Source organism: Pseudomonas sp. H1_D04, assembly GCF_054683855.1.
On sequence record NZ_CP162826.1, the window covers coordinates 582,885 to 602,801 of the forward strand.

21 protein-coding genes are annotated in these 19,917 nt (G+C 60.1%); 15 read left to right on the top strand and 6 right to left on the bottom strand.

All coding sequences use genetic code 11. The features are described 5' to 3' along the window. Window positions 1-455: 455 nt before the first annotated feature. Complete coding sequence (nadB, locus tag AB4N82_RS02790) at window positions 456-2,072, top strand: L-aspartate oxidase (RefSeq protein WP_032888543.1); 1,617 nt, start codon at window positions 456-458, stop codon at window positions 2,070-2,072. Here nadB and AB4N82_RS02795 read toward each other — a convergent pair. Beyond that, window positions 2,041-2,487 carry a protein YgfX gene (locus tag AB4N82_RS02795; RefSeq protein ID WP_032888542.1) on the bottom strand — a complete coding sequence of 149 codons (447 nt, stop codon included), beginning with the start codon at window positions 2,485-2,487 and terminating at the stop codon, window positions 2,041-2,043. The two genes, nadB and AB4N82_RS02795, sit on opposite strands and share 32 nt — an antisense overlap. Continuing rightward, window positions 2,471-2,725 (bottom strand): FAD assembly factor SdhE, encoded by a 255-nt coding sequence (locus tag AB4N82_RS02800; protein ID WP_032888540.1) that lies wholly within the window; start codon window positions 2,723-2,725, stop codon window positions 2,471-2,473. The genes AB4N82_RS02795 and AB4N82_RS02800 overlap by 17 nt, the downstream gene beginning before the upstream one ends. 140 nt (window positions 2,726-2,865) lie before the next feature. On the opposite strand from AB4N82_RS02800, the gene ygfZ reads away from it, so the two are divergent. Together ygfZ and AB4N82_RS02810 are read left to right on the top strand one after the other, a co-directional pair. Next, window positions 2,866-3,807, top strand: a complete 942-nt coding sequence (gene ygfZ / locus AB4N82_RS02805; protein WP_122764907.1) for a CAF17-like 4Fe-4S cluster assembly/insertion protein YgfZ — start codon at window positions 2,866-2,868, stop codon at window positions 3,805-3,807. 36 nt (window positions 3,808-3,843) lie between these two features. Next, complete coding sequence (locus AB4N82_RS02810; protein WP_032888536.1) at window positions 3,844-4,665, top strand: HDOD domain-containing protein; 822 nt, start codon at window positions 3,844-3,846, stop codon at window positions 4,663-4,665. On the opposite strand, the gene AB4N82_RS02815 is transcribed toward AB4N82_RS02810, so the two are convergent. Both AB4N82_RS02815 and AB4N82_RS02820 read right to left on the bottom strand, forming a co-directional pair. Continuing rightward, window positions 4,666-6,051, bottom strand: coding sequence for a sensor histidine kinase (locus AB4N82_RS02815; RefSeq protein WP_032888534.1), 1,386 nt, complete (start codon window positions 6,049-6,051; stop codon window positions 4,666-4,668). After that, on the bottom strand, window positions 6,044-6,715 hold the full coding sequence (locus AB4N82_RS02820) for a response regulator (protein ID WP_017736361.1): 672 nt from the start codon (window positions 6,713-6,715) through the stop codon (window positions 6,044-6,046). The genes AB4N82_RS02815 and AB4N82_RS02820 overlap by 8 nt, the downstream gene beginning before the upstream one ends. 235 nt (window positions 6,716-6,950) lie before the next feature. Between AB4N82_RS02820 and AB4N82_RS02825 the strand changes: the two genes are divergently transcribed. The 8 genes from AB4N82_RS02825 (at window position 6,951) to AB4N82_RS02860 (ending at window position 14,566) form a co-directional block, all read left to right on the top strand. Continuing rightward, window positions 6,951-8,243 carry an OprD family porin gene (locus AB4N82_RS02825; protein WP_032888532.1) on the top strand — a complete coding sequence of 431 codons (1,293 nt, stop codon included), beginning with the start codon at window positions 6,951-6,953 and terminating at the stop codon, window positions 8,241-8,243. Between the two features lie 41 nt (window positions 8,244-8,284). Next, window positions 8,285-9,274 (top strand): Bug family tripartite tricarboxylate transporter substrate binding protein, encoded by a 990-nt coding sequence (locus AB4N82_RS02830; protein WP_163033161.1) that lies wholly within the window; start codon window positions 8,285-8,287, stop codon window positions 9,272-9,274. Between the two features lie 63 nt (window positions 9,275-9,337). Continuing rightward, window positions 9,338-9,796, top strand: a complete 459-nt coding sequence (locus tag AB4N82_RS02835) for a tripartite tricarboxylate transporter TctB family protein (RefSeq protein ID WP_032888529.1) — start codon at window positions 9,338-9,340, stop codon at window positions 9,794-9,796. 1 nt (window position 9,797) lies between these two features. Continuing rightward, entirely contained in the window at window positions 9,798-11,312 is a 1,515-nt protein-coding gene (locus tag AB4N82_RS02840; RefSeq protein WP_122764906.1) for a tripartite tricarboxylate transporter permease, read from the top strand. Beyond that, on the top strand, window positions 11,305-12,339 hold the full coding sequence (locus AB4N82_RS02845; protein WP_122764905.1) for an AbrB family transcriptional regulator: 1,035 nt from the start codon (window positions 11,305-11,307) through the stop codon (window positions 12,337-12,339). Before AB4N82_RS02840 ends, AB4N82_RS02845 begins: the two co-directional genes overlap by 8 nt. Window positions 12,340-12,408: 69 nt before the next feature. Continuing rightward, window positions 12,409-12,756: an AAA family ATPase gene (locus AB4N82_RS02850; RefSeq protein ID WP_460104353.1), complete on the top strand. Its 348-nt coding sequence runs from the start codon at window positions 12,409-12,411 to the stop codon at window positions 12,754-12,756. Window positions 12,757-12,791: 35 nt separating this feature from the next. After that, window positions 12,792-13,718: an AAA family ATPase gene (locus AB4N82_RS02855; RefSeq protein WP_460104355.1), complete on the top strand. Its 927-nt coding sequence runs from the start codon at window positions 12,792-12,794 to the stop codon at window positions 13,716-13,718. Then, window positions 13,715-14,566 carry an HNH endonuclease family protein gene (locus AB4N82_RS02860; protein WP_122755723.1) on the top strand — a complete coding sequence of 284 codons (852 nt, stop codon included), beginning with the start codon at window positions 13,715-13,717 and terminating at the stop codon, window positions 14,564-14,566. The genes AB4N82_RS02855 and AB4N82_RS02860 overlap by 4 nt, the downstream gene beginning before the upstream one ends. Before the next feature lie 11 nt (window positions 14,567-14,577). Here AB4N82_RS02860 and ung read toward each other — a convergent pair whose 3' ends face one another. Further along, entirely contained in the window at window positions 14,578-15,270 is a 693-nt protein-coding gene (ung, locus tag AB4N82_RS02865; protein WP_032888523.1) for a uracil-DNA glycosylase, read from the bottom strand. Between the two features lie 136 nt (window positions 15,271-15,406). Between ung and AB4N82_RS02870 the strand changes: the two genes are divergently transcribed. Then, the gene (locus AB4N82_RS02870) at window positions 15,407-16,519 is read left to right on the top strand and encodes an enoyl-CoA hydratase/isomerase family protein (RefSeq protein WP_095184065.1); all 1,113 of its coding nucleotides are present in this window, start codon (window positions 15,407-15,409) and stop codon (window positions 16,517-16,519) included. Between the two features lie 54 nt (window positions 16,520-16,573). Here AB4N82_RS02870 and AB4N82_RS02875 read toward each other — a convergent pair whose 3' ends face one another. Next, window positions 16,574-16,948: a hypothetical protein gene (locus AB4N82_RS02875; protein WP_460104359.1), complete on the bottom strand. Its 375-nt coding sequence runs from the start codon at window positions 16,946-16,948 to the stop codon at window positions 16,574-16,576. Window positions 16,949-17,255: 307 nt separating this feature from the next. Between AB4N82_RS02875 and AB4N82_RS02880 the strand changes: the two genes are divergently transcribed. The 3 genes from AB4N82_RS02880 to AB4N82_RS02890 all read left to right on the top strand — a co-directional run bounded on the left by AB4N82_RS02880 (window position 17,256) and on the right by AB4N82_RS02890 (window position 19,840). Further along, entirely contained in the window at window positions 17,256-18,878 is a 1,623-nt protein-coding gene (locus tag AB4N82_RS02880) for a methyl-accepting chemotaxis protein (protein ID WP_099601365.1), read from the top strand. A gap of 67 nt (window positions 18,879-18,945) precedes the next feature. Further along, on the top strand, window positions 18,946-19,158 hold the full coding sequence (locus AB4N82_RS02885) for a cysteine-rich CWC family protein (protein WP_099601364.1): 213 nt from the start codon (window positions 18,946-18,948) through the stop codon (window positions 19,156-19,158). Beyond that, window positions 19,148-19,840: a pseudouridine synthase gene (locus tag AB4N82_RS02890; protein ID WP_122755720.1), complete on the top strand. Its 693-nt coding sequence runs from the start codon at window positions 19,148-19,150 to the stop codon at window positions 19,838-19,840. Before AB4N82_RS02885 ends, AB4N82_RS02890 begins: the two co-directional genes overlap by 11 nt. Window positions 19,841-19,917 lie beyond the last annotated feature (77 nt).

Here is a 19,917-nt window from a genome sequence, read left to right on the forward strand (position 1 = left end):
CCTCGTTGTACTTGAAGGAGGCTTGCATAACTAAACGATCAGGCTTGCAAACATAGACTCGGACTTTTCGCAAAAGTTCTCCCCCTTCAAGCAAGTTTCCGGCATGCACTGATTTGGCACACACGAAAAACGCAGCGCGGGCAACGCCGGCTGCGCGAATAATCTTGTCGCCGGTTTTCTGACGCGTCCAATGCTCCCGACGGGCCAATAAACTCAACGTTTCCCAGCTTTCGGGCAACCTGCTATTGAGTCGGGGCTTATGCAAAAAGTTCCCGCTTCAACAACCGGCTGATTTTACCCGAGCTGCGCACCGTAATCTCACATTGCCACGAATGCCCGGCTATTGTGCCGCTCCCCCCCTCTATATACTAGTGGCCCGTGTGACCCTTTGATTCGCCGATCCAGGCCTCCTGTCTGCGCCTGACCTTTGGATCGCTTTTTGCGGAATCCTTCAAATGAGCCAACAGTTTCAACACGATGTCCTGGTGATCGGCAGCGGCGCGGCAGGATTGAGCCTAGCGCTGACCCTTCCCAGCCATCTGCGCATTGCGGTCCTGAGCAAAGGCGACCTGGCCAACGGCTCCACATTCTGGGCCCAGGGTGGTGTGGCCGCCGTACTGGATGACACCGACACGGTGCAATCCCACGTCGAAGACACCCTCAACGCTGGCGGTGGCCTGTGCAACGAAGATGCGGTGCGTTTCACCGTCGAGCATAGCCGCGAGGCGATCCAATGGTTGATCGATCAAGGCGTGCCGTTCACCCGCGACGAACACGCGAGCAGTGACGACGGCGGCTTCGAATTCCACCTCACGCGCGAAGGCGGCCACAGCCACCGCCGCATCATCCACGCCGCCGACGCCACCGGCGCCGCGATCTTCAAGACCCTACTCGACCAAGCCCGCCAGCGTCCCAACATCGAATTGCTGGAGCAGCGCGTCGCCGTTGACCTGATCACCGAAAAACGCCTGGGCCTGGACGGCGAGCGCTGCCTCGGCGCCTACGTGCTCAACCGTTCCAGCGGCGAAGTCGACACCTATGGCGCACGCTTCACCATTCTCGCGTCAGGTGGTGCGGCCAAGGTCTACCTCTACACCAGCAACCCCGACGGCGCTTGCGGCGACGGTATTGCCATGGCCTGGCGTTCGGGTTGCCGGGTGGCGAACCTGGAATTCAACCAATTCCACCCCACCTGCCTTTATCACCCGCAGGCCAAGAGCTTCCTGATCACCGAGGCGCTGCGTGGTGAAGGTGCACACCTGAAACTACCGAATGGCGAACGTTTCATGCAACGCTTCGACCCGCGCGCCGAACTGGCCCCGCGCGATATCGTCGCCCGCGCCATCGACCATGAAATGAAGCGCCTGGGTGTCGACTGCGTGTACCTGGACATCAGCCACAAACCAGAAGACTTCATTAAGACCCACTTCCCCACGGTCTATGAGCGCTGTCTGGCGTTCAATATCGACATCACCAAAGGCCCGATCCCCGTCGTGCCCGCCGCGCACTACACCTGCGGTGGCGTGATGGTCGACCAGCACGGCCGCACCGACGTGCCCGGCCTGTACGCGATTGGCGAAACCAGCTTCACCGGCCTGCACGGCGCCAACCGCATGGCCAGCAATTCGTTGCTCGAATGCTTTGTCTACGCGCGCTCGGCGGCGGCAGACATTCTCGACCAACTGCCGCACATCCCGGTGCCGACCGCCCTGCCCCGATGGGATGCCAGCCAGGTCACAGATTCGGACGAAGACGTGATCATCGCGCACAACTGGGACGAGCTGCGGCGGTTCATGTGGGACTACGTGGGGATCGTGCGAACCAACAAGCGCCTCCAACGGGCTCAGCACCGCGTGCGTTTGCTGCTGGATGAGATCGACGAGTTCTACAGCAACTATAAAGTCAGTCGTGACCTGATCGAATTGCGCAACCTGGCCCAGGTCGCGGAACTGATGATCCGCTCGGCCATGGAACGCAAGGAAAGCCGAGGCCTGCATTACACCCTCGACTATCCGCAGATGCTGCCAGAAGCCCGCGACACTATTCTGGTGCCAACCACCTTCGGCGGCTGAACTTCAGACGTACCCGCAGGCGCCGATGCACATCGGCGACCTGCGAATCCCGTGGGACACAGACGGAACGCACCCGCCACTCGCCCTGTACCCGATAGCGCAATACGACAATCAGCGGCAACGCCAGGCTGTCGGGGCGCAACTGCACGCTGTGCCAACCGCGCTCATGACTGAACAACTGCCAGCCATCCTCATCGCGACGCAGGCCAACAATCGACGAACGGTGGGTCAACAGGACATGACGCGGCAGCACCCAGGCCGCATGGGCCAGGCATAACAGCACGCCAAGGAAAGCAAAGGGGGAATCGAGGACCAACAACGCACCCAGCGCGAATAGCTGGGCAAGCACATACGCCGCCAGCATTAGCCGTGAGGCCTGCCAGCGGCATTCAAAACGATTACTTGGGCTGAACACGGTCCAGAATGATCCGAACCATACGCTGCAGCTCAGGATCTTCCGATTCGGCGCGTTCCATGAACCAGCCGAACATGTCCTGGTCTTCGCATTCGAGCAGACGGACATAGAGGTCGCGATCTACTTTATTGAGCGTGGCGTACACCTCTTTGGTGAAAGGCACCAACAACACATCCAGCTCCAGCATGCCACGACGGCTGTGCCAGTAGAGGCGATTGATTTCTACTTCTTCGACCATGGAGCGCTCCTCAAATAGCGCGCAAGTATACAGGCACCGCGGCCCCGGAACAGCCGGCTTTGGTCGCACCATATGGAAACTATCCATTTGCCGGGCGCCCCTCTATGATGCACCCATGACTTTTTGACCTGCGATGACCCATGGCTGACTCCGCTTTTTTCTGCCCGCTGTCCCACGAAGGCGTTCTGGCCGTCCGCGGCTCCGACGCTGCCAAGTTCCTGCAGGGCCAGCTCACCTGCAACCTCAATTACCTGAGTGATACTCAGGCTAGCCTCGGCGCGCGCTGCACGCAAAAAGGCCGCATGCAATCGAGCTTCCGTATCCTCTTGCAAGGTGACGGAGTATTGATGGCGATGGCCACCGATTTGCTGGAACCGCAACTGGCCGATCTGAAGAAATACGCGGTGTTCTCCAAGTCCAAGCTCACCGACGAAAGCGCCGCCTGGGTGCGTTTCGGCCTATCGAACGCTGACCATGCACTCGCCAGCCTGGGTCTTGAACTTCCAGCCGAGACTGACAGCGTAGCGCGTGCCGACTTACTGATCGCCATCCGCGTATCCCCAAGCCGCGCCGAACTCTGGGTGCCTGCCGAGCAAGCCGACACTGTGCGCAGCCAACTGGCCGCTCACGTAAAAGAAGCAGACTTGAATGAATGGCTGCTGGGCCAGATCCACGCTGGCATCGGCCAGGTCATGCCGCAAACCCGCGAAGTCTTCATCCCGCAAATGCTCAACCTGCAAGCGGTGGGCGGCGTGAGTTTCAAGAAAGGTTGCTACACCGGCCAGGAAATCGTCGCGCGCATGCAGTACCTGGGCAAACTCAAGCGCCGCTTGTACCGCCTGAGCCTCAACGCGGCTGACATGCCCGAGCCAGGCACCCCACTGTTTTCCGCCAGCCACAACAGCTCGATCGGCGAAGTGGTGATTGCCGCAAAAGCTGACCAAGCGATTGAACTTCTGGCCGTATTGCAAGCCGAAGCAGCCGATAGTGGCGATGTGCACTTAGGCACACTGGAAGGCCCAGGTTTACAGCTGCTTGAGCTGCCTTATACCCTCGACCGCGATCGAGAAATCCAGCGTTAGTCGCCGTACCTTTTTGCAGCACCCTAGAGAGCATGAATGAACAAACTGGCGGAAAAAGTCCAACAGGCGTTGGTTAAGGCCATCAACAACGATGACCTGGTTCTGCCGACATTGCCGGAAGTGGCCCTGAACATCCGTCAGGCCGCTGAAGACCCGGAAATCAGCATCAGCCACTTGAGCAAAGTCATCGGTCGCGACACCGCGCTGTCGGCGCGCCTGATCAAAGTGGTCAACAGCCCGTTGTTACGCGCCACTCAGGAAGTCACCGACCTGCACACCGCCATCACCCGGCTGGGCACCAACTACAGCAGCAACCTGGCCATCGGCCTGGTGATGGAACAGATCTTCCACGCCCGCTCCGAAACGGTAGAACAGAAAATGCGCGATGTGTGGCGCCGCAGCCTGGAAGTAGCGGGCGTGAGCTATGCCTTGTGCCGCAGCCACAGTCAGCTCAAGCCAGACCAGGCAGCGTTGGGCGGACTGGTGCACCAGATCGGCGTGCTGCCGATCCTGACCTACGCCGAAGACCACTACGAACTGCTGTCGGACCCGGTCAGCCTCAACCATGTCATCGACAGCATCCACCCGGTATTGGGCGACAAGTTGCTCGGTGGCTGGGACTTCCCGGAAATGCTGGCGAAACTGCCAGGCCAGTACCTGAACCTGGAACGCGACTCCGCCAGCCTCGACTACATCGACCTGGTGCAGATCGCCGTGCTGTATTGCCATCACGGCACCGATCACCCCTTGGCAAAGGTGGAAGTCTCCAACGTGCCGGCGATGAAGAAACTGCGGGTCGACCCCTACAGTGAAAAACTGCGCGCAGAGCTGGATGAAGCCCGCTTGATGTTCGACTGATCAACCGGCGATAAAACTTACCCGCACCTTCAACCCCGCCTGCGCACCATCGTGCAGGCTGATCTGCGCCAGATGGGCGCGGCAGATTTCGCCGACAATCGCCAGCCCCAGGCCTGAGCCCATGCCTTGCTGGCTGCGGCGGTAGAAGCGCTCGAACACCCGGTCGCGTTCATCCAGCGGAATACCTGGGCCGTCATCTTCCACCTCCAGTACCGCAGGCGCCGACACCCGCAAAATCACGTTGCCACCCGGTGGCGTGTGGGCCAGGGCGTTGTCCACCAGGTTGCTCAGCAACTCGTTCAGCAGCGTCGGCTCACCGCGCAACCACACCGGCTCGTCGGCCTCAAGCGCCAATGCCACGCCACGCGCATGGGCCAGGGGCGCCATGGCCATGCCCAGTTCACGGGCCAGCTGGCTCAGATCCAGCAACTGCGCCCCCCCTTCGGCAATCGCCCGCGCGCCATTTTCAATGCGTGCCAGGGACAGCAATTGATTGGCCAGATGGGTCAGGCGGTCGGTGCCCTGGGCGGCGGTTTCCAGGGTGCTGCGCCAGGTCGCCGGATCTTCCGCGCGCAGACCCAGTTCCAGCCGCGCCTTGAGTGCCGCCAACGGTGTACGCAGTTCGTGGGACGCGTCGGCAATAAACTGCGCCTGGCGTTCGAACTGCCCGCGCAGGCGCTCAGTGAAGTGATTGAGGGAACGCACCAGCGGGCCGAACTCATGCTGCACTTCCACCAACGGCAAGGGCCGCAAGTCGTCGGGCTGGCGCTCTTCCACTGCCGTGCGCAAGCGCTCCAGCGGGCGCAGCGCTGCGCTTACGGCGAACCACACCAATAACAACGCGCCGATCGCAAGCATACCCAAGCGCAGCAAGGTATCGGCCATCAGGCTGCGGGCCATGCTCACGCGCGCTTCATCGGTTTCGGCCACGCGGATTTCCGCCATGCCGTTCATATTCGGCTCGGAGACGGCCTTGAGCAGGCTGACCACACGCACCTGCTGGCCTTGGTACGTGGCGTTGTAAAACCGCGCCAGCGCCGGATAGTCATCGGTGCGAGGCGTGCCCGGCGGCGGGCCGGGCAGGTTCTCGTAACCGGAGATCAGCTTCTGGTCGATGTCATTGACTTGGTAGTAGATACGCCCGGCGCTGTCGTAGGCGAAGGTGTCCAGGGCGACATAGGGCACGTTGGCGCTGAGGGTGCCGTCCACTTGGGTCAGGCCGGCCGCGATGGTCCGTGCCGAGGCCAGCAGCGTGCGGTCATAGGCGGTGTCGGCCGCTTCGCGACCGTTCCAGTAGGCACTCATGCCACTGGCGAGCATCAACAGCACTAGCAACAGCGCCAAGTTCCACAGCAGGCGCCAGCGCAGGCTGCTGGGCTTATGCATCGCGGGCTTCCAGCAGATAGCCAAGGCCGCGGAAGGTCACGATGGCGATGGGCTGGCCATCGAGTTTCTTGCGCAACCGGTGCACGTAGATTTCGATGGCATCCGGGCTGGCCTCTTCGTCCAGGCCGAACACCTGGGACGCGAGTTGCTCCTTGCTCATCACCCGGCCCGGGCGCGCGATCAAGGCTTCAAGCACGGCTTGCTCGCGAGAGGTCAAGGTCATCAGCTCGCCGCCCACGGTGAAGCGCCGAGTATCGAGGTCGTACACCAACACGCCGCAGGTCTGCTGGCGCTCGCCGCCCAGCACGCTGCGGCGCAGCAGCGCCTTGACCCGAGCTTCCAGCTCCGTCAGTTCGAACGGTTTGGCGAGGTAGTCATCGGCGCCGAGGTTCAGGCCATGCACGCGGTCTTTCACATCACTGCGTGCGGTGAGCATCAGCACTGGCAGATTTTTTCCGCGAGCGCGTAGACGCGCCAGCACCTCGAAACCATCCATGCGCGGCAACCCCACATCAAGGATCGCCGCCGCGTATTCCTCGCTGCTCAAGGCCAAGTCCGCGGCCACGCCATCGTGCAGTACGTCGACGGTCAAACCCGTGCTCTTGAGCGCCTGGGCGACACTTTCGGCGAGTTGCAGATGGTCTTCAACCAAGAGGACACGCATGGATTTCTACCTCGTTCATGGGTGGTCGATGCCACGCCTTGGCGGGCAGTTTACAGGCGCCGCCTGCCCTGTGAAGCCCGAAAACATTGAAAGGCAGCTGAAAGGTTAGTGAAAGCTTCGCCCTTTAGCATCCAGCCAAGGTGGGTCATGCCCGCCGAGCGACCAGATGAGTCGCGTCCGAAAAACGCCTCGATGCGTTTTCGCCAAAATAAGAACAATAACGGAGTGCAACACGATGCTGTCGACCCAGCCCCAGGCTTGCCCGCCTGTTCGTTTTTCCCGCCTGACCCACACAGCCCTTGCCAGTGCCGCTGCCCTTGCCGGCTTTTCGCCGCTTGCCCAGGCTGCCTTCTTTGAAGACAGCAGCGCGACCCTGGAAACCCGCAACATGTACTTCAACCGCGACTTTCGCGACGGCACCAGCGCACAGCAATCCAAGCGCGACGAATGGGCCCAGGGCTTCATGCTCAACCTGCAATCGGGCTACACCGACGGCACCGTCGGTTTTGGCGTCGACGCGCTGGGCATGCTCGGAGTCAAACTCGACTCCAGCCCCGACCGCACCGGTACCGGCCTGCTGCCGACCCATGACGATGGTCGCGCCGCCGATGAGTACTCCAAGCTGGGTTTGACCGGCAAGGTGAAGATCTCCGCCACCGAGCTGAAGATCGGCTCGCTGATGCCTGAACTGCCGATCCTCAAGCCCAACGACGGCCGCATCCTGCCGCAGACGTTCAACGGCGGCCTGCTGACTTCCAAGGAGTTCAAGAACCTGACGTTCACCGGCGGTCGCCTGGACAAGGCCAAGGACCGCGACGACAGCAACTACGAGGACATCGCCCTCAACAACAAGAACAGCCGCTTCCTCAGCGGCGCCACCGGCAAGCATTTCAACTTCGGTGGCGTGGACTATAAGTTCGCCGACAAGATCACCGGTAGCTACCACTTCGCCCAGCTCGACGACGTTTACCGCCAGCACTTCCTCGGCCTGGTGGCCGCACGCCCGATGGGCCCCGGCACCTTCGCCACCGACCTGCGCCTGGCTATCAGTGATGACACCGGTGCTGCCCGTGGCGGCAAGATCGACAACACCTCCCTCAACGGCCTGTTCAGCTATGCCCTCAATGGCCATAAGCTCAGCGCCGGCTACCAGCACATGTCCGGCGACAGCGCCTTCCCGTATGTGGATGGCAGTGACCCGTACCTGGTCAACTTCGTTCAGATCAACGACTTTGCCGGCGCCGACGAGCACTCCTGGCAGGCGCGCTACGACTACGACTTCGCCAAGCTGGGCATTCCCGGCCTGAGTTTCATGAGCCGTTACCTGTCGGGTGACAACATCAAACTCAAGAACGGCGAGACCGGTAAAGAGTGGGAACGCAACACCGAAATCAAGTACGTGGTGCAAACCGGCACGTTCAAAGACGTCGCTGTACGCCTGCGTAACGCCACGTACCGTTCCAACTATTCAGCCCGTGACGCGGATGAAATGCGCGTGCTGGTCAGCTACAGCGTTGCCCTTTGGTAAGTGTGCTCTGGAAGTAGAACCTCACAACAATAAAGACGGAGATAACCATGACCCTTTCACTGCGTAAATTTGCCCTCGCCGCCGGCTGCATGCTGTTCGCCGGCCAACTGCTGGCTGCCGATGAACCCAAGCGCCCGGAATGCATCGCCCCGGCCTCCCCCGGCGGTGGTTTTGACCTGACCTGCAAACTGGCGCAAAGCGCGCTGGTCAACGAGAAGTTGCTCAGCAAGCCGATGCGCGTGACCTACATGCCGGGCGGCGTGGGCGCGGTGGCTTACAACGCGGTGGTCGCCCAGCGCCCTGCAGATGCCGGCACATTGGTGGCCTGGTCCAGCGGTTCGCTGTTGAACCTGGCGCAAGGCAAGTTCGGTCGTTTTGATGAAAGCGCCGTGCGTTGGTTGGCGGCAGTTGGCACCAGCTACGGCGCCATCGCAGTGAAAAGTGATTCGCCCTACAAGACCCTCGACGATCTCGTCAAAGCCTTGAAGAAAGATCCGGGCAGCGTGGTGATCGGTTCCGGCGGCACCGTCGGCAGCCAGGACTGGATGCAAACGGCACTGATCGCCAAGGCAGCCGGGATCAACCCGCGCGAGCTGCGTTATGTCGCCCTTGAAGGTGGCGGCGAAATCGCTACTGCCCTGCTCGGCGGTCACATCCAGGTGGGCAGTACCGACATCTCCGACTCCATGCCGCACATCCTGAGTGGCGATATGCGCCTGCTGGCGGTGTTCTCCGAGAAGCGGCTGGACGAGCCAGAAATGAAGGACATTCCGACCGCCAAGGAGCAAGGCTACGACATCGTCTGGCCAGTGGTGCGCGGTTTCTACCTGGGGCCAAAAGTCAGCGATGCCGACTATGCCTGGTGGAAAGAGGCGTTCGACAAACTGCTGGCCTCGGACGAGTTCGCCAAGCTGCGTGATCAGCGTGAGCTGTTCCCGTTCGCCATGACCGGCCCGGAGCTGGACACCTACGTGAAGAAACAGGTGGCTGACTACAAAGTACTGGCCAAAGAGTTCGGCCTGATCCAGTAATCGCCCCGCCTTCCAAGTGCGGCCACGCCCTCTTTCACAAGGGGCGCGGCCCAGGAGTTCTACATGCTCTTACAACGCATTTTTGCCGCTGTGCTGTTGCTGGCCTGTGCCGGCCTTGCATTGATGGCTTGGCCGTATCAGGCGGCATTTTCCTACGAGCCGGTGGGGCCTCGTGCCTACCCGCTGCTGATGCTAGGGCTGATGAGCCTGGCACTGATCTACATGCTGTTTCGCCCGCAACCTACCAAGCACACCGAGGAAGAACCGGCGCTGGACCGCCAGACCCTGATCAAGATCTGCATCTGCGTAGCCCTGTTGATCGTGTTTGCCGCCACCTTCGAACCCCTCGGCTTCATTCTCAGCAGCATGCTGATCGGCATTCCCATGGCGCGTCTGTACGGCGGCCGCTGGGTGCCCAGCGTGGTGATCGTCAGCCTGATGGCCATTGGTCTTTATCTGCTGTTCGATAAAGCCATGGATGTTCCGCTGCCCCTCGGCCTGCTCGACGTTCTGGAGAACTGATATGGATACTTTCGGCTATTTGGGCCAGGGCTTCGGCGTTGCACTGTCCCCTTACAACCTGGTGACCGCCCTCTGCGGCACCTTGATCGGCACTGTGGTCGGCCTGCTGCCGGGCCTGGGCCCGATCAACGGCGTAGCACTGTTGATCCCCATCGCATTCGCCCTGGGCCTGCCGCCGGAATCGGCGTTGATCCTGCTGGCGGCCGTTTATCTGGGTTGCGAATACGGCGGCCGTATCAGCTCAATCCTGCTGAACATTCCGGGCGAAGCGTCGACCGTGATGACCACCCTCGACGGCTACCCGATGGCCCGTAAAGGCCTGGCTGGCGTGGCGTTGTCCTTGTCGGCATGGAGCTCGTTCATCGGCGCGTTTATCGCTACCTGCGGCATGGTGCTGTTTGCGCCGCTGCTGGCCAAATGGGCAATTGCCTTCGGTCCGGCGGAATATTTCGTACTGATGGTGTTTGCGATTGTCTGCCTGGGCGGCATGGCCGGTGACAAACCGCTGAAAACGTTTGTTGCGGCGCTGATCGGCCTCTTCCTCTCGGCAGTGGGTATTGACGCCAACAGCGGCGTGTACCGGTTTACCGGCGACAACATCCACCTCACCGACGGCATCCAGTTTGTGGTGTTGGTGCTGGGCCTGTTTTCCATCAGTGAGATCCTGCTGCTGCTGGAAAAAACTCACCGTGGCCAGGAAGCGGTGAAGGCCACCGGGCGGATGATGTTCAACCTGAAGGAAGCGGGTTCGGTGTTCGTGGTGAACATCCGCTGCGGCCTGCTCGGTTTCATCATGGGTGTACTCCCCGGCGCAGGTGCGACATTGGCCTCGGCCGTCGCCTACATGACCGAGAAACGCCTGGCCGGTGCCAGCGGCAAATTCGGCCAGGGCGACATGCGTGGCCTCGCCGCGCCGGAAACGGCCATCGGTGCTTCCGCCTGTGGCGCCCTGGTACCGATGCTGACACTGGGTGTACCGGGTTCGGGCACCACGGCGGTTATGATCGGTGCTCTGTCGCTGTACAACATCACTCCTGGCCCGCTGCTGTTCCAACAGCAACCGGACATCGTCTGGGGCCTGATCGCCTCGTTGTTTATCGCCAACATTATGCTGGTGATCCTCAACATCCCGATGATCCGCATCTTCACGCGCATTCTCGCCGTGCCGAACTGGGCGCTGGTGCCGGTGATCGCCATCATCACAGCGATCGGTGTGTATGCGGTGCACGCCACCACCTTCGATCTGTTCCTGATGGTGGGTATCGGCATCTTCGGCTACATCCTGCGCAAGCTGGATTTCCCGCTGTCGCCGGTACTGCTGGGCTTTATCCTCGGCGGCCTGATGGAGCAGAACCTGCGCCGCGCGCTGTCGATTTCCAACGGTGCGCTGGAAATCCTGTGGTCGAGCCCGATCACCTTTGGCGTCTGGGTACTGACCGCCATCATGCTGTTTGTACCGTTGCTGCGTATCTGGCGTAAACGTGCCCTGCAGCGTCGTGCCGTGGCCGATGTCTGAGGTCACCTTTAAACAATGGTGGGGAACGCCGCTGGTCGGTCTGGCCGGCGGTTACCTGGCCAGCCTGGTCGGCTGGCCTTTGCCGTATATGGTCGGTTCGTTGCTGGCGATCATCCTCGTGCGTTGCCTCACGCCGTGGCAGTTGGCGGAGATTCCCGGCGGGCGCAAATGCGGTCAATGGGTAGTGGGCATCGGCATCGGCCTGCACTTCACCCCGTTGGTGATTGAACAGGTGATGAGCCACTTCGGCCTGATCTTCTTCGGCGCGCTGGTCACCAGCCTGTCGAGCGTGGTCGGCGTGTGGCTGATGCGCCGCAGCGGTGAAGACCGCGCCACCGCGTTTTTCTCCAGCATGCCGGGCGGTTCCGGTGAGATGGTCAACCTCGGCGCACGCAATGGCGCGGTGCTCAGCCGCGTGGCAGCGGGCCAGAGCCTGCGGGTGCTGGTAGTGGTGTTGTGTGTGCCGGCGATTTTCAAGTATCTGCTGGATGGCGGCGCGCCGCAGTTCCATCCGGCACCGGTGAGTTGGGCGTGGCTGGCGTTGCTGTTTCCTCTGGGTGCGCTGGTAGCCTGGGGCTGGCAGCGTTTGCGTCAGCCAAACCCGTGGTTGTTCGGGCCCTTGTTGGTGAGTGCCACCGCCAGCGTGGTGTGGGACCTGCACATCGGGTTACCTGACGGCGGCAGCCAGATTGGCCAATGGCTGATCGGCAGCGGCTTGGGCTGCCACTTCAATCGTCAGTTCTTCCGGCGCGCTCCGTCGTTCATGGTTCGCACCTTGATCGGCACGGCGTTGACCATGGCGCTGGCGACGCTGGCGGCGGTGGGCTTGAGTGCCCTCACCCACTTGGACCTGCGCTCATTGACCCTGGGCATGATGCCCGGCGGCATCGCCGAGATGAGCCTGACGGCCGAAACCCTGCAACTGTCGGTGCCGCTGGTGACGGCGATGCAGGTAATGCGGTTGTTGTTTGTGCTGTTTTTGGCGGAGCCGTTGTTCCGGCATTGGAACCGCCAGCCGATGCACTAAATAGACGCCTTTGACTGGCACCCAGATGAAACTTTGCTACCATCTGCGGCTTCGGAAGAGGTGGATTCCATGCATATTCAAAGGTTACAGATAGAGAACTTACGGTCTTTTAAGGCCGTAGGGCTCGACTTCAATGTGCCCGCCACAAGTAACTTACAGATCCAATACCCTAACGTGAATGTCTTGCTGGGAGATAACGGCCTCGGCAAGACCAGCGTATTGCGTGCAGTCGCATTATCGGTGTTGGGGCCTTTGCTCAGCGGAGGGTCCGGCTTTGTTCCCGAAGGCCTGGTTCGTCGTACTGACGCCGCTGAAAAAAAACGCCTCCCGCCACCATTACTGCAACGCTCCTTTCGACTGACGAAGAAAAAAATCCGAAGCAGACAGACCACCCGCTGCCCGATCAATTTTCGCTGAAGACCCAAATCAGTTCCTTCGGCTCCACTGAGCGCATGCGCAGCAAAGTGTCCCCACGCGATATCGAGAATACGGTCGAGTTTCTTCAGTTCAACGAAGACAATCCTGCGTTTTTCATTGTGGGTTATGGGGCGAGCAGAAGTGTTGAAGCCTCCGCCAGGGTAGATGAAAGTGCACGTAAAAAATCGCGCCTGCGCCGTTATGAACGGGTTGCCAGCCTCTTCGAAGAACACGTCACGCTAATGCCATTGTCCTATTGGCTGCCTGAATACGCCAAAAGCAACAAAGGCCGATACACCCAAGTCATCAACCTGATAAACGATCTGCTGCCTCTGAACTGTCAAATTCAGAAAACGGTGCAGGAAAACGAAAACTTATTTGAAATGAACGGCATTGTGCTGCCATTCCGAGCCTTGTCCGATGGGTTCAGGGCTTATATTGGCTGGATAGGCGATATGCTGTTTCATGTCTGCCAGGGTGTCGCGACAGGGCTGAAACTAAGGGAAATGCGAGGTGTTGTAATGGTCGACGAAATCGATCTGCACTTACACCCTGAATGGCAAAAAGTAGTCGTCCCCACTCTGGCAAAAGCCTTACCCAACGTTCAGTTCATCTTCACCACCCACAGCCCATTGGTGGTGGGTTCATTGATGTCACAAAACCTCTTTTTGCTGAGTCAGGAGGAAGGTTCGACGCTCATAAAGCGGCTGCCCGAACATGTGAGGGGCAAGAGTTCCGAACAGATTCTGCTTTCGCCCTATTTCGGCCTGGACAGTACTCGCGCCGAGTCTACGTCAACCAAACTCAACGAACTGGCACGCAGTGCCGTTTCCGGGAATCGCGACGCCAGCGCCAACTACCTGAAACTTATGGCAACCGGCCTAGGGTTCGACCAGCCCCCGTCACCACCGACCACTTCTGCGCCTAAGAGAAGAAAGAACGGGGAAGGCGTCAAGAAATGATCCGTTATCCAATCCTGGAGAAAGATCTCATTGCACAAATCAAAGAGCGGAATAAAACCTGGCTTGGCCGTGCCAAGGCACGTACTGGAACTTACGTGGCTGCCGGTAAATACACCGGCGGTACTGAGTTCTGGGGCCAGATAAAAACCGTCTATATAGCGCTGCAATACGAAAAATGCGCATATTGCGAAACCAAACTTCAGGGTTCGGTGCTGGCGAGCAAAGTCCACGAAGTGGAGCACTATCGCCCCAAGTCCAGTATCCAGGCCTGGCCCATACACCTTAACTGGGCCACCGGCGCAGCGAGCGCAACGGGGTACTACAAGCTCGCTTATCATCACTTTAACTATGCGATTGCCTGCACCCGTTGCAACTCAACCCTGAAATCAAACTTTTTCCCCATCCGCGGCCATCGAGATGTGCAAGGTTCCGACCCCGCACAAATGGGCAACGAGTTAGCGCTGCTGCTCTATCCGATCTCAACGGTTGACGTGGACGACCCGCAAACGATCATTACTTTTGATGGCGTATTAGCGGTTCCGGCGCAGCAAAACGGGCACGCCTATGAACGGGCGGTCACCAATATCGAATTTTTCCAGCTGAACCATGAAGACCTCACCTCACGTCGAGCGCTTGCACTGATAGAGCTCTGGGTTGCGCTGGAAGCCTTGGCGGCGGACAAGACCGACGTCGCGACGCGAAAGGTCGCACAGCAACTGGTGACCTTCAAATGCAGCGCCCAGAGTGAGTTCACCGCTTGTAACCTCGCTTTCCGACAGCTCTACCAATCCGATCACAACGCCGCCAAACAGATGGCTCTCTTACTGGCGCAAGCCCTCCCGGAATAACCCAAGCCCCCTCACAGCGGCGGCAGCCGCCACTCAATCGGCGTCTCGCCATTCTGCTCAAGAAACTTGTTGGTACGGCTGAAATGCCCGCACCCCAGAAACCCTCGATATGCGGACAGCGGCGACGGATGCACTGACGTCAGCACCAAATGCTTGGTGGCGTCGACCAGTTTCTGCTTGCCTTGTGCATGGGCGCCCCACAACAGGAACACCAAATGCGGCTGGTGCTCGCTGACCACTTCGATAATCCGATCGGTAAAGAACTGCCAACCCTTGCCCGCGTGGGCGTTGGCGTTGGCGCGCTCCACGGTCATGGTGGTGTTGAGCAACAACACGCCCTGGTCGGCCCAGCTTTGCAGGCAGCCATGGTTGGGGATGTCGATGTTCAGGTCGCGCTTGAGCTCTTTATAGATGTTGGCCAATGACGGCGGCGTCGGCACGCCCGGTTGCACCGAGAAACACAAACCGTGGGCCTGGCCGGGGCCGTGGTACGGGTCCTGGCCGAGGATCACGACCTTGACCTTGTCCAGAGGCGTGGAGTTGAGCGCATTGAAAATCAGCGGGCCGGGCGGGTAGATCTCTTTGCCGGCAACGTGCTCCAGGCGCAGGAACTCGCGCAACTGAGCCATGTAGGGCTTATCGAACTCATCACGCAGGGCGTGTTTCCAGCTGGGTTCGAGTTTGATACGGTCGCCTTCGGTCATAGTTGAATTGTCTTGTAAAAAATAATGAGGCGAACCCTAGGAAAGCCGGCCTTGCTTGTCAATTGATCTGACACACCATCGGCACTTTCCCACGAAGCGATCATACTGATCCTTCACCCTCCCGAATGAGGTCACAATGAACCTGCACTTCGAAGAGCTCACCGGCAGCGACGGCGCCCGCGTCGGCATCGCCAGCCTTGATGCTGAAGCATCCCTCAACGCCCTGTCCCTGCCGATGATCCTGGCCTTGAGCGATCGCCTGGATGCGTGGGCCAAAGACCCGAACATCGTCTGCGTGCTGCTGCGCGGTAACGGGCCCAAGGCCTTTTGCGCCGGTGGCGAGGTACGCAGCCTGGCAATGGCCTGCCTCGAACAACCCGGCGAAGTGCCCGCCCTGGGTGCACAGTTTTTTGCCGCGGAATACCGCCTCGACTACCGCCTGCATACGTACCCTAAACCGCTGATCTGCTGGGGCCACGGGTATGTGCTGGGGGGTGGCATGGGTCTGCTGCAAAGCGCGGCCATACGCATCGTCACGCCGAGCAGTCGCCTGGCGATGCCCGAAATCAGCATCGGCCTGTACCCGGATGTGGGCGCCAGTTGGTTTCTGTCGCGCCTGCCGGGCAAGCTCGGTCTATTCCTGGGCCTCACCGGCGCGTACATCAACGGCCGTGACGCCTTGGACCTGGGTCTGGCCGACCGTTTCCTGCGCGACGATCAACAGGACGAACTGCTTGATGGCCTGCTGCAACTCAATTGGCAGGAACAGACCGCGATGCAACTCAACAGCCTGCTCAAGGCCCTGGCCCAAGAGGCTGTCAGCCAGCAGCCCGAAGCCCAATGGCTGCCGCGCCGAGCGCAAATCGACGAATGGCTGGACGTGGGCGATGTGCGCTGTGCCTGGCGAGCGTTGAGCCCACTGCGCGACCACGCCGACCCGCTGTTCAGCCGCGCCGGCAAGACTCTGAGCGAAGGCTGCCCGCTGACCGCGCACCTTGTGTGGGAACAGATCCAGCGCGCACGGCATTTATCACTGGCCCAAGTGTTCCAGATGGAATACACCCTGAGCCTCAACTGCTGCCGTCACCCTGAATTCAGCGAAGGGGTACGCGCGCGGTTGATCGATAAAGACCAGAAACCCCATTGGCATTGGCCGGATATCAATACAGTCCCGGACGCCGTGGTACAGGCGCACTTTCATAAGGCGTGGGAAGGTCGCCATCCGCTGGCGGACTTGTCCGATTACTGATTGTTTTCTCCCACAAAAAACGGCGCTTCCTGCGCCGTTTGCATTCAACTCAGATCAACGGTGACCGCCGCGGCCACCGCCATGACCTCCATCGCGTCCATCGCGTCCGTGCCTGCCATTACCCCCATGTTCGCCCCAGCCCTGGTTCGGATAAGGCCGGTAACCGGCCCTCGGCCCAGCCGGGTAATAGCGTGGTGCCGGCTGGTAATAACGCGGCGCCGAGTAGTAACGCGGTGCTGGTGCGTAATAGCGCGGCGACGGGTAGTAATCACGGCGATATTGATACGCCGAGCCACCCCCGTAGTAATACGCCGGCGCCGCTGAGGTATAGACCTCGGATCGATAGTAGCTCTGGCCTCCATCGTAGTAGGGCACACAAGCGGAAAGGGTCAGACCGAGTAAAGCGCTGAGCAGCAGTCGTCGATACATGGCGGCCTCCTGGACCGCGAAAGAGCACCTCCAGCGACGCGGGAGGGCGGCATTCAGCTTTCACTGAATGACGAAATATCTGACATCAAAAACCGAATCTGGTGCGTTTTGGTAACAGATTGATACATCTGCATCCGCCAGATTTGTCATCCGCCCAAAATTGCCCATTGGTCGGAGTTTTTAACTGGATGGAACATTTTTGGATGTATTGAAACTTTAAATAATTGGATAGTGTCACTATGACATCGCACAATGCCAAGGAGGCTCTAGCGCGAGCACTCTACTCATATGACCTCGGATTTAAGCCATGAAGATTTCAACCAAACTGTTGCTCTCCTTTCTACTGTGCGCAGTCGTCACCCTGGGCGTGGGTTTACTGGGTATCAAGGGTGTGGTTCGCCTCGCCAACGCACTCGAACTGACGTTTTCGAACAATCTGGTTTCCGTGAGCAACACCGCGGCCACCCTCAACGGCCTGGTCGCCCACAACCGGGGCTTATACCGGTTGATGGATGCCAGCCAGGGCGACGTGTCCCAGCAAGACCGCGACCGCGTGCGCCAGGACATCGCCAAAGAACTCACGAACAGCCAGGCTGCCTACAAGATCTACCGCGCCACCCCGTTGGAAGACGACGAACGGGCAGCAGGCGACAAGCTCGACCAGCTGTGGCCCGCTTACATCAGCAGCTCCGAACGCATCATGTCGATGCTCGAAAGCAATCAGCTCGACCAGGCCCGCGCACAGCTCAACAGCACCAACAATGAAATGTTCCGCCAGGCACGCGACTTGATCCGCGTGATGATCGAGTCCAACAACCGCCAGATCAAAGAAGGCTCTATCGCCGCTGATGAGCTGCGCGACAGCGCGTTGACCTGGATGATCAGCGGCATCGTGCTTGCCTTCATCATCGCCATCACCATTGGTGTGTTGATCACCCGCCTGATCACCCGTCCCATCGCCCAGGCCGTGGAGAGCGCACAACGCATTGCCAAAGGTGACCTGACCCAAGCCATCGTCACCGAGCGTACCGATGAAGCCGGGCAACTGCTGATGGCGCTGTCCGATATGCAGGGTGGTTTGAAAAGCACACTGATGGAAATCGCCAACGCTTCTGACCAGTTAGCGTCGGCCGCCGAAGAACTGAGTGCGGTCACCGATGAAAGCAGCCGTGGCCTCACCCGCCAGAATGACGAAATCCAACAAGCCGCCACCGCCGTCAACCAGATGACCGCCGCGGTGGACGAAGTGGCAAGCAACGCCGTGTCCACTTCAGAAGCCTCGCGCCAAGCCACCACCGAAGCCGAAGAGGGCCGTGAGCAAGTGGCCCAGGCCGTGTCCGGCATGGGTTCGATGGTGGTCGAGATCAACGACTCCACCCAATCGGTCGCCGACCTTGCTGGCCAGGTCCGTGAAATCGGCAAGGTGATCGATGTGATCCGCGGCATCGCCGACCAGACCAACCTACTGGCCCTCAACGCGGCCATCGAAGCAGCCCGTGCGGGCGAACAAGGTCGCGGTTTCGCGGTGGTTGCCGATGAAGTCCGCGCCTTGGCTCATCGAACCCAAATCTCCACGGTCGACATCGAAAAAATGATCGGCGAAGTGCAAGTCGGCGCCGATGACGCCGTGGCCGCGATGAACAAGAGCCTGACCTGGGCCAACAACACCCAGACCCTGGCACAGAACGCCGGTGAGGCATTGGAGCGCATCACCGCCAGCGTGGCGAAGATCAATGAGCGCAACCTGGTGATCGCCTCCGCCTCCGAGGAACAGGCGCAAGTGGCCCGTGAAGTGGACCGCAACCTGCTCAACATCCAGGACCTGTCGACCCAGACCGCCGCCGGCGCCCACCAGACCAACGCCTCCAGCCAGGACCTGTCACGCCTGGCCACCTCGTTCAATGTGCTGGTTAGCAAGTTCCAGCTGTAAGTAGCCTACCGTGGGTTGGCGCTGTATCGTGCAAGGCCAAGCGAACCTTGCCCGATCAGCCCACTCCATGACCACGCCAACCCTATGCCCCGCCTGCGGCGCCCGCAACGATTGCACCCTGGCCGACCCACGCACGGCCGACCAGGCCTGCTGGTGCTACAGCGTCACCATCGACCCCGCCGTGCTTGAGGCGCTGCCGGATGAACTGCGCAACAAAGCCTGCCTATGCCCGCGCTGCGCCCAAGTCGATGAACAGTTGCGTCGCCGCGATGCGAGTTGATCGTTTCCTCAGCAACCTAGCGCAGTTCAATCGCAAGCAGGTGCGCCTGCTATTGGTAGAGCGGCGCGTGAGCGTCGATGGGGTGATCGTCAGCGACCCTCACCATGACGTACGGGAATTCAGCCGCGTGTGCGTTGACGACAACGTGCTACAGGCGGGCAAACCGGCGCGTTATTTCATGCTGCACAAGCCCCAGGGGTGTGTGAGTGCGACCTCAGACCCGCAACACCCCACGGTGCTGGACCTGCTACATGAGCCGGACAAAGCGGATTTACATATCGCCGGCCGTTTGGATTTCAACACCACCGGCCTGATGTTGATCACCAATGACGGCCAGTGGTCGCGCCGCTTGACGCAACCGACGACCAAGTTGCCCAAGGTCTATCTCGTTGCCACTGAACAGGCCATCGGCGCCGAGTACGCGACCACGTTCGCGGCGGGCCTGTATTTTGCGTTTGAGGACCTCACCACCCAGCCAGCCGAATTGGAGCTGTTGGGGCCGACGACCGCGCGGCTGAGCATCATCGAGGGCCGCTATCACCAGGTGAAGCGCATGTTCGGGCACTTCAATAACAAGGTGATCAGCTTGCATCGCGAACGTATGGGACCGCTTGAGTTGGATGCTGCACTGGCGCCGGGCGAATATCGGCCGTTGACGCTTGAGGAAATCCTCCAGGTCTGATGACCGTTCAGCCGGTGATGGCAAAAACCCATTTATAGGCCTTGCGACATCCCGAGTCTGTGCTTGAATCAAGCTCA

Bases quoted from the DNA above. Each gene is read 5' to 3' on its own strand.
- AB4N82_RS02870 (WP_095184065.1), top strand. From the start codon at position 15,407: ATGAACCTGCACTTCGAAGAGCTCACCGGCAGCGACGGCGCCCGCGTC.
- AB4N82_RS02840 (WP_122764906.1), top strand. From the start codon at position 9,798: ATGGATACTTTCGGCTATTTGGGCCAGGGCTTCGGCGTTGCACTGTCC.
- AB4N82_RS02835 (WP_032888529.1), top strand. From the start codon at position 9,338: ATGCTCTTACAACGCATTTTTGCCGCTGTGCTGTTGCTGGCCTGTGCC.
- AB4N82_RS02855 (WP_460104355.1), top strand. From the start codon at position 12,792: ATGCGCAGCAAAGTGTCCCCACGCGATATCGAGAATACGGTCGAGTTT.
- AB4N82_RS02815 (WP_032888534.1), bottom strand. From the start codon at position 6,051: ATGCATAAGCCCAGCAGCCTGCGCTGGCGCCTGCTGTGGAACTTGGCG.
- AB4N82_RS02825 (WP_032888532.1), top strand. From the start codon at position 6,951: ATGCTGTCGACCCAGCCCCAGGCTTGCCCGCCTGTTCGTTTTTCCCGC.
- AB4N82_RS02860 (WP_122755723.1), top strand. From the start codon at position 13,715: ATGATCCGTTATCCAATCCTGGAGAAAGATCTCATTGCACAAATCAAA.
- AB4N82_RS02875 (WP_460104359.1), bottom strand. From the start codon at position 16,948: ATGTATCGACGACTGCTGCTCAGCGCTTTACTCGGTCTGACCCTTTCC.
- AB4N82_RS02850 (WP_460104353.1), top strand. From the start codon at position 12,409: ATGCATATTCAAAGGTTACAGATAGAGAACTTACGGTCTTTTAAGGCC.
- AB4N82_RS02810 (WP_032888536.1), top strand. From the start codon at position 3,844: ATGAACAAACTGGCGGAAAAAGTCCAACAGGCGTTGGTTAAGGCCATC.
- AB4N82_RS02885 (WP_099601364.1), top strand. From the start codon at position 18,946: ATGACCACGCCAACCCTATGCCCCGCCTGCGGCGCCCGCAACGATTGC.
- AB4N82_RS02880 (WP_099601365.1), top strand. From the start codon at position 17,256: ATGAAGATTTCAACCAAACTGTTGCTCTCCTTTCTACTGTGCGCAGTC.
- ung (WP_032888523.1), bottom strand. From the start codon at position 15,270: ATGACCGAAGGCGACCGTATCAAACTCGAACCCAGCTGGAAACACGCC.
- nadB (WP_032888543.1), top strand. From the start codon at position 456: ATGAGCCAACAGTTTCAACACGATGTCCTGGTGATCGGCAGCGGCGCG.
- AB4N82_RS02890 (WP_122755720.1), top strand. From the start codon at position 19,148: ATGCGAGTTGATCGTTTCCTCAGCAACCTAGCGCAGTTCAATCGCAAG.
- AB4N82_RS02845 (WP_122764905.1), top strand. From the start codon at position 11,305: ATGTCTGAGGTCACCTTTAAACAATGGTGGGGAACGCCGCTGGTCGGT.
- ygfZ (WP_122764907.1), top strand. From the start codon at position 2,866: ATGGCTGACTCCGCTTTTTTCTGCCCGCTGTCCCACGAAGGCGTTCTG.
- AB4N82_RS02800 (WP_032888540.1), bottom strand. From the start codon at position 2,725: ATGGTCGAAGAAGTAGAAATCAATCGCCTCTACTGGCACAGCCGTCGT.
- AB4N82_RS02820 (WP_017736361.1), bottom strand. From the start codon at position 6,715: ATGCGTGTCCTCTTGGTTGAAGACCATCTGCAACTCGCCGAAAGTGTC.